The following is an 11,338-nucleotide window of genomic DNA, read 5'->3' as shown; positions in this document are numbered from 1 at the left end:
CTGCAGGACGTCGTCGACGAGCTCGACGACGTCGGCGAGGTGACCGCGACGAACCTCTCGCGGCAGGACGTGACCGGGCAGACCATCGACCTCGAGGCACGCATCGACGCCGCGCAGGCATCCGTCGACCGTCTCACCGCACTCATGGCCCAGGCGCAGTCCGTCGCCGACCTCATCTCGGCCGAAGCGGCGCTGTCGGAACGGCAGGCCATGCTGGAGTCCTACCAGCAGCAGCTGGAGATGCTCGACGATCAGGTCGCGATGTCGACGCTGTCTGTCACGGTGGTGCCGAACATCGAGCCGGTCACCGCCGATCCTGCCGGATTCGGCGACGGCCTCGCCGCAGGCTGGAACGGGCTCATCGCGACACTCAACGGCATCGTCGTCGCGCTCGGCTTCCTTCTCCCCTGGCTCGCCGTGGCCGCCGTCGTCGCACTTATCGTGTGGGGCGTCGTACGGCTCGTGCGCGGGCGGCGCCATCGTCGAGCGGATGCCGCTCCCTCGGCCGCGACGTCCGGTGAGGAGCCGGCGCGACCTGATCCGTCGAGAACCGTCGATCCGTCCTGAAGGGTCGAATACTGTGAAGCGGTGGCGCGCAGCAGATTCCCCGGCTCGGTCTACCGCACGGGCACCGAGCCGGATCCTCGGTTCAGCCTGGCCAACGAGCGGACCTTCCTCGCGTGGAACCGCACCGCCCTCGCCCTCATCGCCGGCGGCGTGGCGCTGGAGGCGCTCGGCCTGGACCTGCAGCCGTCACTGCGGCTGGCGGCATCCGTGATCCTCATCGCCGCGGGTCTCGCCGTGCCGGTCCTCGCGTGGGTGGAGTGGGGGCGCACCGAGCGCGCCCTGCGCGCAGCGACACCGCTGCCCGGTTCTGCCACGAGCATCGCGCTGGCCGCCACCATCGTCGTGGTCGGCGTGCTCGTCCTCCTCGGCGTGATCCTGCGATGAGCGAGCGGCGGCTCTTCGACCCCGGCCTGCAACCGGAGCGCACAGAGCTCGCGTGGCGGCGCACGGCCCTCGCGATCGGCGTGGGATCCCTGCTTGCGCTGCGCGTCCTGCCGTCGCTCGCCACCGCGCCGGCCGCGCAGCAGCTCCTGCTCGCACCGGGGATCGCCGGCGTCGCTTTCGCGATCGCGCTCTGGGCGGGCGCGCGAGCGCGGCACCGTGCCGTCAACCGCGCGCTTCTCGACGACCGACCTGCCGACCTGCCCGACGCGCGCCTGCTCATGACGCTGACGCTCTTCGTCGTGGGCTGCGGCGTGGTCTCGGCCGTGATCCTCGTCGTGGTCGCCGCCACCTGAGAGCAGTTCTCGCACGCCGCTGGCGCAGAAATGGCTCGAGGCCCCCGGATCCTGGCGGATTCGGGGGCCTCGAGCCATTTGTGACCCCAGCGGGATTCGAACCCGCGTTACCGCCGTGAGAGGGCGGCGTACTAGGCCGCTATACGATGGGGCCGCATAGCCTGTCGCCAGCAGAAGCTGCGACGTGTTGCCTGACTGGTGACCCCAGCGGGATTCGAACCCGCGTTACCGCCGTGAGAGGGCGGCGTACTAGGCCGCTATACGATGGGGCCGTTCAGGCAACCGTTCGATTATGCCACGTCGTCCATGCCCGCTCCAAATCGCCGCGGGTCATGCAGCCCGACTGCGGACGCGGCTTGCTCGTACGGCACCGGGGCGGTTGACTCGTGGACATGCGAGTCACGAAGTTCGAGCATGCGACCCTCACCATCGTCGACATGGGCAGGACGCTGATCATCGACCCTGGATCCTTCACCGCCCCGCTGGGCGAGCTCGAGGAGGTCGTGGCGATCGTGCTGACGCACGAGCACGCCGATCATTGGACCGCGGACCACCTCGATCGCATCCTCGGCCTGTTCCCGGGCACGCCGATCTTCGCCCCCGAGGGCGTGGGCAAGGCGGCCGGCGCGTATGACATCACCGTCGTCCACCCCGGCGACGTCGTCGAGGTCGACCCGTTCCGTCTCGAGTTCTTCGGCGGTCGCCACGCGGTGATCCACGAGTCCATTCCCGTGGTCGACAACGTCGGCGTCCTCGTGAACGATGACTTCTACTACCCGGGCGACTCGTACGCGGTTCCCGAGGGCCGCTCCGTGAAGCTCCTCGCCGCGCCCGTCGGCGCACCCTGGCTCAAGATCGGCGAGGCGATGGACTTCGTGCTCGCCGTCGCGCCCCGGCGCGTGTTCGCCACCCACGACATGACCCTGTCCGTCTCGGGGCGTGACATGGGCCGGGCCCGTCTCGGCTGGGCCGCCGAGCAGCACGGCGGAGAACTCGTGGTCCTGAACCCCGGGGATTCCACCGAAAGCTGAGCCCGGCGTCCGCGGAAACGCAGACGAAGGCCCCCGCGCCCGTGACTCCGACCCGCGCCAGCGGCGCCTGGAGTGGGCGTTGGGGCCTTCGTTCACGCGTTGTCGACGGCGCGAGCGCCCGGAGCGTGGAACGCAGGACTACTGCGCGTCGAGGTCGGTCTCGAGGAGCGCGACCAGTGCGTCGAGGGCCTCCTCGGCGCCGTCCCCCTCGGCCTTCAGCGTCACGACGGTCCCCTGCGAAGCGCCGAGGCCCATCAGCGACAGGATGCTGCCGGCGTTGAGATCTGCGCCACCGTCGACGGCGATGGTCACGGGGACCGACTGCGCCTGCACGGCCTGCACGAAGAGCTTCGCGGGGCGCGCGTGTAGTCCCGAGCTGCTGGCGATGGTCGCCTGACGTTCTGCCATGGTTCTCTCCTGTCTGCGTCGAACCTCTGCGGTCGACGCTTCCGATTCTGTCGGACGAGGGCGTCAGGCCGCCACGGGCACGGCCGACTCGACAGCTTCCGCCTGCTCGAGCTCCTTGCGGCCGACCCACTTCTTCAGGGCGATGACGGCGAGGGCGGAGACGACGGTGCCGGCTGCGATCGCCACCAGGAAGCCCCAGACGGGGTCGATGGCGAAGAACACGAAGATGCCGCCGTGGGGTGCGAGCGATTCGACCGCGAACGCCATGCTGAGGGCGCCGGTCACCGCGCCACCGACGAGCGAGGCCGGGATGACCCGCAGCGGATCCGCAGCAGCGAACGGGATGGCACCCTCGCTGATGAAGGCGGCGCCCAGCAGCCACGCGGCCTTGCCGTTCTCCCGTTCGACAGGCGGGAAGAGGTTGCGCGCGAGGACCGTCGATGCGAGGGCCATCGCGAGCGGCGGCACCATTCCCGCAGCCATCACCGCGGCCATGATCAAGTAGGGCGTGGTGTTCTCCGGAGATGCGGTGGCCAGCCCCGCCACCGCGAAGGCGTACGCGACCTTGTTCACGGGGCCGCCCAGGTCGAAGCACATCATCAGGCCCAGCACGATCCCCACGACGACGATCCCCGACGTGCCTGCGAGCTCGTTCAGCCAATCCGTCAGCCACACCATCAACGTCGCGATCGGACGGCCGAGGAAGAGCACCATGAGCCCGGAGGCCACGATGGAGGCCAGCAGCGGGATGATCGCGACGGGCATCAGGCCGCGCAGCCAGCGCGGAACGCGCCACGTTCCGATCCACCACGCCGTGACGCCTGCGAGCAGGCCGCCCACGATGCCGCCGATGAAGCCGGCGTTCATCGTCACCGCGATCGCGCCGGCGACGAAGCCCGGCGCGATGCCCGGCCGATCCGCGATGGCGAACGAGATGTAGCCGGCGAGGGCCGAGACGAGGAAGCCCATCGACGCGGCGCCGATGGCGAAGGCGACCGAGCCGAGATAGATGCCGAGTCCACCTTCGGGCAGGTCCCACAGCGAGTTCTGGACGATCACCGTGGTCGCATTGTCGGGGGCGGTGTAGTCATCGCCGAAGAACAGGAAGCCCAGGGCGATGAGGAGGCCGCCGCCGGCGACGAACGGGATCATGTAGCTCACACCGGTGAGCAGGATGCGCTGGATGCGGGCACCCCAGGACAGCTTCTCGGCGGGGGCGGATGCGACCGCGGCCGCCTCGCCGCCGACGCGCGTGGCCGACGGGTTCTTCGCTGCGGCCACCGCCTCGGCGATGAGCTGACCGGGCTGCTCGATGCCGCGCTTGACGCCGGAGCGGACGACGGGCTTGCCGGCGAACCGCTGCGGTTCGCGCACATCGACGTCGGTCGCGAAGATGACGGCGTCCGCCCCCTGGATGACGTCCGCGGGCAGTGCCTGGTAGCCGCTCGAGCCCTGCGGTTCGACGACGAGGTCGATCCCTGCCTTCTTGCCGGCCGCGGTCAGTGCGTCGGCCGCCATGAACGTGTGGGCGATGCCGGTCGCGCACGCCGTGACGGCGACGATGCGGGCAGGGCGGCCGTCGACGGCGAGGCCCGCCGCGGCGGCGGGCGCGGCATCCGTCGTGGCAGCCGTCGTCGACGACGCTGCCGGCGCCACCGCCGGGGCGGGAGTGCCTTCCCCGATCGCCGCCTGCACGATCGCCACCACCTCGTCGTCGGTCGTCGCCGCGCGGAGGCCCGCGGTGAAGTCCGCCTGCATGAGGCTGCGCGCGAGCTTGGAGAGCACGGCGAGGTGCGCCTCGGCGGCATCGGCGGGCGCGGCGGGGAGGAAGACCAGGTCGGCGTCGCCATCAGGGGCGCCGAAGTCGACGCCCGGCTTCAGTCGCGCGAAGGCGAGCGACGGCGTCGTCACCGCTGCACTCTTGGCGTGCGGGATCGCGATGCCGCCGGGAAGCCCGGTCTCGTCCTTCTCTTCGCGCGCCCAGGCGTCGTCGAAGAGGGCCTGCGCGTCGGTTGCGCGACCCTCTGCGACCACGCGTGCGGCGAGGGAGCGGATGACCTCGGACTTGTCGGCGCCCAGGGTGGCGTCGAGGCTGACCAGGCCTGGGGTGATGGTGTCGGACACGGTGACCTCCTGCGGTCGTCGAGTGGGGTGGTGCTAGAGAAGGCGGGTGACGGTCACGTCGCCCGCGGGAACGTCTGCGGGAGTCGGCGCCTGCGTGCCGGGAAGGGATGCCGCGGCCGCCCCGTACCGGATCGCGTGGCGCAGTCGCTCCTCGGGTCCTGCTTGTCGCGTCGCGGCGAGCACGTAGCCGGCCAGCGAGCTGTCGCCCGCACCGACGGTGCTCACCACCTGGATGGGCGGCGGCCCCGCCGTCCAGGCGCCGTCGGCGGTGACGAGCACGGCTCCGCGCGCGCCGAGGGTGACCAGCGCGGCCCCGACGCGTGTCGGCACGAGCGAGCGCGCCACATCGAGGACCGCGGCGGGGTCTGTGCCCTCGAGCCGGGTGCCGGCGAGTTCTGCGAGCTCGTCGTCGTTGGGCTTGATCAGGTCGGGCGCACCTTCGGCCACGACGGCCGCGAGGGCCCGGCCCGAGGTGTCCACGGCGATGAGCGGGGCTGCGGCGCCGTGCGCGTCTCGCACGGCACGGATCACCCGGACGTAGAAATCGTCGGACACGCCGGGAGGCAGCGAGCCTGCCAGGACGAGCCAGGCCGCATGGGCGGATGCCGCCACCGTCGCGTGCACGACGGCCGCGACTTCGTCGGGCGAGAGCCTGGCGCCCGGCAGGTTGAGCTTCGTCGTGACCCCCGCGGGATCCGTGATCGCCAGATTCGCGCGGACCCGGCCTCGGACGGGCACGGGACAGGTGTGGAGTGCGGGCTCGAGGAGCGCCGCATCTCGGACGAGGGCCTCGAACGGGTCACCGGCGGCGAGGGGCACCACGGCGGTGCACTCCTCCCCCGCGGCCGCGACCGCGCGGGCGACGTTGATACCCTTGCCCCCGGCGTCCTCCCGGGCAGAGTCCGCGCCCTGCACCTCGCCGACCTGCAGCGGCGCCGGCAGCGTGAGCGTCCGGTCGAGGGACGGATGGGCGGTGAGTGTCACGATCATGCGAGCCAGACCTCCACATCGGCCGCCGCCAGCGCGTCGGCGAGTTCGGCATCGGGTGCGGCATCCGTGACGAGCACGTCGATGTCCGACAGCGAGGCGAACCCGACGAGAAGCTCGGCGCCGAGCTTCTCGGCGTCGGCGACCACGACGACTCTCCGCGCCGACGCGACGATCGCGCGTTTCACCGCCGCCTCGTCGGGGTCGGGCGTGCTGAGGCCGAAAGTCGCCGACACGCCGTTGGTGCCGACGAACGCCACGTCGGGGCGCAGGCCCGCGACCGTCCGCACCGTGTCGGCGCCGACGGCCGCGGCCGTGAGACCGCGCACCCGCCCGCCCACGAACGAGAGCGAGGCGCCGGGGACCGCGGCGAGCGCGTGACCGAGGGTGAGCGAATGGGTGACGACCTCCATGCGCCCGCGTGCGACGCGCGGCACGAGCGCCGTGGCCACGGCAGCGGTGGTCGTGCCGGCGTCGAGGAAGACCGAGCCGGTGAAGTCCGGGCCGAGCGCATCGAGCGCGCGCCGGCCGATGGCCTCTTTGGCGCGGCCGTGGTGCTCGAGGCGCTCGGCGAGCGAAGGCTCACGCGTGCTGGCACGCTCCCGCCCGACCGCGCCGCCGTGCACGCGACGCAGCGCGCCCGTGGACTCGAGGTGATCGAGGTCTCGACGGATGGTCTCGGTGGTGACGTCGAACCGCTCGGCGAGCTCGACCACGCCGACCCGCCCCTGCGCAGCCAGCAGCAACTCGATCTGCTCGTGGCGCTCCGTCGCGTACATGTGTCAACCCTCCGTTGGATTCCCACACAATACAACGCATTCCCACACAAACACAACCCTCCTGCTTCACCCGGTATCTTCGTACGGTGCCAGCCAAGCCCGCCGCCGAGATCCTGATCGACAGTCCCCTCGTCCGCAGACTGCTGGCCGCCCAGGCCACCGACGCGATCCCGGATGCCTCGGAGCTCCCCCTCGAGAAGGTCGCCGAGGGCTGGGACAGCGAGGTGTGGCGCCTCGGTCACGCCTACGCCGTGCGCCTTCCTCGTCGCGCACTCGCCGCCCCGCTCGTGCGGCACGAGCAGGCGGTGCTGCCGGGCGTCGCCGTGCGGCTCGCCCCGACGGGCCTGCGCGTGCCCGCGCCCCTCGTGAACGGCGTCGCCGCCGCGGGCTATCCCTGGGCGTGGTCGGTCGTGCCGTGGATAGAGGGTGAGCGGGCCATGGATGAGTCACGCGGCGCACGCGGGGCATGGGCGCCGGTGCTCGCGCGCGCGCTCGACGCGCTCCACGTCGACGCGCCGGAAGGGTATCCGGTCAACCCGTTCCGCGGCGTCCCGCTCGCGACGCGCGCCGATGCCGTTGCGGAGCGCTTGCGGACCGTCCGCGATGCCGGCACGCTGGGCGCGGCATCCGTCACCGGCCTCGAGGCGGTGTGGCGGGCCGGCCTCGCGGCCGCTCCCTGGGATCATCCGCCGGTGTGGATCCATGGCGACATGCACCCCGGCAACCTCGTGACACACGAGGGCGCACTCACCGGGATCATCGACTTCGGCGACGTGACAGCCGGCGATCCGGCGTACGACCTCGCGATCGCCTGGCTCGCCTTCGACGCCCCCGGGCGCGAGCGATTCATCGCCGCCTCAGGGTCACGATACGACGCCGACATCTGGACCCGCGCCCGGGCGTGGGCTGCCGCCGTCGTGCTCATGCTGCTCGGCCACAGCGACGACAACCCGGACTACCTCGCGCTGGGACAGGATGCCGCCGCCGAGGTGATCGCGGACGCCGTGTGAGGCGATCCCCAGCTGGCGCGCGACGCCCGCGCGGCCGGCTCACCGGCTGCTCAGCACCTCGGTCGCCGCGATCTTGAGCACGCCGCCCTCGTCCGCGAACCGGTAAGCGGTGACCTCTTCCGCCACGCGGCCGTCGCGGAAATAGTACGTCAGCGTCGCCTGCCCGCTGTCGGGTCCGGTGGCGCGGACGTCCGCGATCGAGATGTCGGAGATCCCCGACCAGAATGCCTCGTACCCGCCGCGGCCGCCGGCGTGATTCTCCTGGTAGTCGGCGGTCATCAAGGGCCAGGCGCTGTCGCGATTCTCCGGCATCATCGCGTAGTACCCCGAGATCGTTTCGACCACACGCTGCTCGGGCGGCACCGGCGAGGGCTCCGCTTCGGGCGGCGCGGAAGCGCCGGGCGCCGGCGCGACCACCTCGGGTGCGGGCGTCTCTCCGGCCGGACTCGTCTCCTCGACCGAGGTCGCCACCGGGGTCGGTGCGGGCGTCGGATCGGCCTCCGGCTGGACGCCCGGCCACACCAGGCTGAACAGCAGGGCGGCGCCGATCCCCACCGCACCCAGCAGGATCAGCGCGCCGGCGATGAGGCCCCTTCGACGGCGGTGCGGAGCGCGGACGGGCTGGGCGGGAGGCGCCGCAGTCGTCCACGACGGCAACGTGCCGATCGCTCCCGCCGCCACGCCTGCGCTCGCGGCCGGCCGCAGCGGCTCCGTCTCGGCCGTGGGCGCCTCGTACCTGGTCGGCTGGTCGACGCGGACGGTCTTCCCGGTCGGCAGCCGAGCGGTCGACGAATCGGCGGGCACGAGAGGAACGCGCGGCGGCCCTGGCCGAGCGCCGGGATCCGCGGGGATCATCGGCGGCGTGGGCGCGCTGGGATCCTGCTCCTCGACCCCGGCGCCCTCGAGCGCCATCGTCGGCGGTGTGGGCGAGCCGGGATCCGGGTCCTCGACCTCCGCGTCCGCGAGCGCGACCGTCGGCGGCGTGGCGGCATCAGGCGCGATCGTCGACAGCGTGGCAGGGTCCTGCGCCACCGTCGCAGCGTCGGCCTCACCGATCGCACCGACGGTGGCCGCGTCGAATCCGAGGGCGACAAGCCCCGCCGTGACCTCTCGGTCGGCGGCGCTCTCGCGATGCAGCGAGCTCAGCGCATCGGCGACCGACGCCATGGTCGGGCGCCGCTTGGGCTGGGAGGCGAGCATCTTGCGCAGCAGCGGCGCGAGCGGGCCGGCGTGCTTCGGCGCCGCGTACCCGCCTCTCGCCACTCTGTGGAGGAGGGCGATGGGGTTCTTGTCGGTGCCGAACGGCGGCTGACCTTCGACCATCGCATAGAGGGTGGACCCGAGCGAGAAGACATCGGAGGCGAAGCTCGTCGGCAGTCCGCGCGCCACTTCGGGTGCGAGGTAGGCCGGGGTGCCGTGGACCATCCCCGTCGCGGTGAGAGACGCGTCACCCAGGGCATGCGAGATGCCGAAGTCGCTGATCAGCGCCGAGCCGTCGCCAGCGATGAGGATGTTCCCGGGCTTCACGTCGCGGTGGACGATCTTGAGGGCGTGTGCGGCGGCCAGCGCAGACGCGACCTCCGCCCCGATGTGCGCCGCCTCGGCCGGCGTGAACGGGCCGTGTTCGCGCAGGAGCTCGGAGAGCGGCGTGGACTCGATGAGCTGCATCACGATGCAGGGCTGCCCGTCGTGCTCCACCACGTCGAAGACGGTGACCGCGTGGGGATGGTGGAGGCCGGCGGTGATCCGGGCTTCGCGCATCGCCCGGTCTGTCGCGAGCTGGCGCTCGCCGTCGGTGAGCTCCGGCTGGGTGCGCAGCATCTTGAGTGCGACCGGTCGACGCAGGCGGGAGTCCCAGGCCTGCCATACGATGCCCATCCCGCCCGCACCCAGCATCTTTACGAGCCGGTAGCGGTCGGCGACGAGGGCGGTAGGAGTACTCATGGGTGTGCCGCCCCTCGAACCTCCCGTGAAGGCTACGCCGCCTGCAGCGTTGTCAGAGGGGGTTGCGCCGGGCGGCTCCTTGTGGAAGCAGCGAAGTCATCGCCGATCCGCTGGCGACATCTCGCCGAATCGCCCGTCTGTCACCAGAAGGCACCGTCGCCCGACGGCATTCGCTGCGGAGCGACCCCGGCCTGATCCAGAGCGCCGTACCGACCATGCGCCTTCAGCTGCTCACCGCGCCACGGCAAACGAAAAACCCCCGCTGAGCGGGGGTTTTCTCGTTGGCTGGGGTACCTGGACTCGAACCAAGAACAAAGGTACCAGAAACCTCCGTGTTGCCAATTACACCATACCCCAAGGCTGTCAGCCGAAGCCGTGCCGAGGAATAAGTCTACGCGACTTCGGCGGCTCCTCCAAACCGACACGGCCTGCTGCGCATCCCGGGCGAGTCACGCGCAAGCGGCCTACCCGAGCCGGAACGCCAACAGCGCCTCGAGCCGGCGGATCGACTCCGACTTGCCGAGGAGCTCCATCGACTCGAACAGCGGCGGCGAGATGCGGCGGCCGCTCAGAGCGACACGCAGCGGGCCGTATGCGACGCGCGGCTTGAGGCCCAGCCCGCCGTCCGCGACGGGCGAGATCAGCGCGCCGGCCAGGGCATCCTGCACCGCAGCGGCGCTGAACTCGGTGTCGGGCACCCCTTCGAGGGCACCGACCGAGGCGACGACCACCTCGCTCGCGTTCGCGGGCAGCGACGCGAGGGCGTCGTCCTGGTAGGCGACGACATCGGTGAAGAGGAAGCCCAGCAGGCCGGGCGCGTCGCCGAGAAGCTGCATCCGCTCCTGTACGAGGGGGGCGGATGCCGCGAGCATCGCCTCCTGCGCGGGTGTCGGGTTCTCGTCGATGACACCGGCGGCCGTGAGATACGGCACCAGGCGCTCGGCGAACTCGGCGGGCGGCAGCATCCGGATGTGGTCGCCGTTGATGGATTCGGCCTTCTTCTGGTCGAAGCGCGCGGGGTTGGGGTTCACATCGACGATGTCGAACGCGGCGACGAGCTCCTCGAGCGAGAACACGTCGCGGTCGGGAGCGATCGACCAGCCGAGGAGTGCGAGGTAGTTCAGCAGCCCCTCGTGGATGAAGCCCTTTTCGCGCTGGAGGAAGAGGTCGGCTTTCGGGTCGCGCTTCGAGAGCTTCTTGTTGCCCACTTCGCCGAGCACGAGCGGCATGTGCGCGAACCGCGGGATGAATGTCGTCACGCCCGCGTCGACGAGCGCCCGGTACAGCGCGAGCTGGCGGGCCGTGGACGGCATGAGGTCTTCGCCGCGGATGACGTGGGTGATACCCATGAGTGCGTCGTCGACGGGGTTCACGAACGGGTAGAGCGGCACTCCCCCGGCGCGCACCAGCACGAAGTCGGGGAACGACCCGGCGGGGAAGGTCACCTCGCCGCGGATGAGGTCGACGTAGGTCAAGTCCTCGTCGGGGACGCGCAGGCGCCAGGCGGGCTCGCGCCCCTCGGAGCGGAACGCCGCCTTCTGCTCGTCGGTGAGGCCGCGGTCGAAGTTGTCGTAGCCGAGCTGCTTGGCGCGGCCGTTGGCCTCGTTGCGCGCGTCGATCTCTTCGGCCGTCGAGTAGCTCTCGTACACGGCGCCGGCGGCGATGAGCCGGTCGAGCACCTCGCGATAGATGCCGTGGCGCTCCGACTGCCGGTACGGCGCGTGCGGCCCGCCGACCTCGACGCCCTCGTC

At 71.5% G+C, this 11,338-nt stretch carries 11 protein-coding genes and 3 tRNA genes; 5 read left to right on the top strand and 9 right to left on the bottom strand.

Annotated features, from left to right (window positions below; all coding sequences use genetic code 11):
* The 3 genes from B1729_RS13250 to B1729_RS13240 form a co-directional block, all read left to right on the top strand.
* Nucleotides 1-567 (top strand): DUF4349 domain-containing protein (locus tag B1729_RS13250; protein WP_163633150.1); only part of this gene is annotated, 567 nt, incomplete at its 5' end.
* A 21-nt stretch (nucleotides 568-588) separates the two neighbouring features.
* Nucleotides 589-951, top strand: coding sequence for a DUF202 domain-containing protein (locus B1729_RS13245; RefSeq protein WP_163617383.1), 363 nt, complete (start codon nucleotides 589-591; stop codon nucleotides 949-951).
* The gene (locus tag B1729_RS13240) at nucleotides 948-1,304 is read left to right on the top strand and encodes a DUF202 domain-containing protein (protein WP_163617384.1); all 357 of its coding nucleotides are present in this window, start codon (nucleotides 948-950) and stop codon (nucleotides 1,302-1,304) included. The genes B1729_RS13245 and B1729_RS13240 overlap by 4 nt, the downstream gene beginning before the upstream one ends.
* Before the next feature lie 81 nt (nucleotides 1,305-1,385).
* Here B1729_RS13240 and B1729_RS13235 read toward each other — a convergent pair.
* Both B1729_RS13235 and B1729_RS13230 read right to left on the bottom strand, forming a co-directional pair.
* Nucleotides 1,386-1,458, bottom strand: a tRNA-Glu gene (locus B1729_RS13235).
* Nucleotides 1,459-1,500: 42 nt separating this feature from the next.
* A tRNA-Glu gene (locus B1729_RS13230) sits at nucleotides 1,501-1,576 on the bottom strand.
* 120 nt (nucleotides 1,577-1,696) lie between these two features.
* Between B1729_RS13230 and B1729_RS13225 the strand changes: the two genes are divergently transcribed.
* Entirely contained in the window at nucleotides 1,697-2,335 is a 639-nt protein-coding gene (locus B1729_RS13225) for an MBL fold metallo-hydrolase (protein WP_163617385.1), read from the top strand.
* 138 nt (nucleotides 2,336-2,473) lie between these two features.
* Here the strand turns inward: B1729_RS13225 and B1729_RS13220 are convergent, their stop codons facing one another.
* The 4 genes from B1729_RS13220 to B1729_RS13205 form a co-directional block, all read right to left on the bottom strand.
* The gene (locus B1729_RS13220) at nucleotides 2,474-2,743 is read right to left on the bottom strand and encodes an HPr family phosphocarrier protein (protein ID WP_163617386.1); all 270 of its coding nucleotides are present in this window, start codon (nucleotides 2,741-2,743) and stop codon (nucleotides 2,474-2,476) included.
* Nucleotides 2,744-2,806: 63 nt separating this feature from the next.
* Nucleotides 2,807-4,867: a fructose-specific PTS transporter subunit EIIC gene (locus B1729_RS13215; protein ID WP_163633148.1), complete on the bottom strand. Its 2,061-nt coding sequence runs from the start codon at nucleotides 4,865-4,867 to the stop codon at nucleotides 2,807-2,809.
* A gap of 33 nt (nucleotides 4,868-4,900) precedes the next feature.
* The gene (locus B1729_RS13210) at nucleotides 4,901-5,857 is read right to left on the bottom strand and encodes a 1-phosphofructokinase family hexose kinase (RefSeq protein WP_163633146.1); all 957 of its coding nucleotides are present in this window, start codon (nucleotides 5,855-5,857) and stop codon (nucleotides 4,901-4,903) included.
* Nucleotides 5,854-6,633, bottom strand: coding sequence for a DeoR/GlpR family DNA-binding transcription regulator (locus tag B1729_RS13205; protein ID WP_163633144.1), 780 nt, complete (start codon nucleotides 6,631-6,633; stop codon nucleotides 5,854-5,856). Before B1729_RS13205 ends, B1729_RS13210 begins: the two co-directional genes overlap by 4 nt.
* A gap of 86 nt (nucleotides 6,634-6,719) precedes the next feature.
* Here B1729_RS13205 and B1729_RS13200 point away from each other — a divergent pair, with 86 nt between their 5' ends.
* Nucleotides 6,720-7,643, top strand: coding sequence for an aminoglycoside phosphotransferase family protein (locus tag B1729_RS13200; protein ID WP_163633142.1), 924 nt, complete (start codon nucleotides 6,720-6,722; stop codon nucleotides 7,641-7,643).
* Nucleotides 7,644-7,682: 39 nt separating this feature from the next.
* Here B1729_RS13200 and B1729_RS13195 read toward each other — a convergent pair whose 3' ends face one another.
* From B1729_RS13195 to B1729_RS13185, 3 genes are all read right to left on the bottom strand, one after another.
* Nucleotides 7,683-9,587: a serine/threonine-protein kinase gene (locus B1729_RS13195; protein WP_163633140.1), complete on the bottom strand. Its 1,905-nt coding sequence runs from the start codon at nucleotides 9,585-9,587 to the stop codon at nucleotides 7,683-7,685.
* A gap of 282 nt (nucleotides 9,588-9,869) precedes the next feature.
* A tRNA-Gln gene (locus B1729_RS13190) sits at nucleotides 9,870-9,944 on the bottom strand.
* 107 nt (nucleotides 9,945-10,051) lie between these two features.
* A partial coding sequence (locus B1729_RS13185; RefSeq protein ID WP_163633138.1) for a glutamate--tRNA ligase occupies nucleotides 10,052-11,338 on the bottom strand: 1,287 nt, incomplete at its 5' end.

The organism is Microbacterium sp. B35-04 (assembly GCF_010634885.1).
Classification (GTDB): Bacteria; Actinomycetota; Actinomycetes; order Actinomycetales; family Microbacteriaceae; genus Microbacterium.
This window is presented reverse-complemented; position numbering and strand designations above follow the sequence as displayed.

Coding starts and splice junctions, on each gene's coding strand:
- B1729_RS13240 (WP_163617384.1), top strand. CDS start 948: ATGAGCGAGCGGCGGCTCTTCGACCCCGGCCTGCAACCGGAGCGCACA.
- B1729_RS13225 (WP_163617385.1), top strand. CDS start 1,697: ATGCGAGTCACGAAGTTCGAGCATGCGACCCTCACCATCGTCGACATG.
- B1729_RS13220 (WP_163617386.1), bottom strand. CDS start 2,743: ATGGCAGAACGTCAGGCGACCATCGCCAGCAGCTCGGGACTACACGCG.
- B1729_RS13210 (WP_163633146.1), bottom strand. CDS start 5,857: ATGATCGTGACACTCACCGCCCATCCGTCCCTCGACCGGACGCTCACG.
- B1729_RS13205 (WP_163633144.1), bottom strand. CDS start 6,633: ATGTACGCGACGGAGCGCCACGAGCAGATCGAGTTGCTGCTGGCTGCG.
- B1729_RS13195 (WP_163633140.1), bottom strand. CDS start 9,587: ATGAGTACTCCTACCGCCCTCGTCGCCGACCGCTACCGGCTCGTAAAG.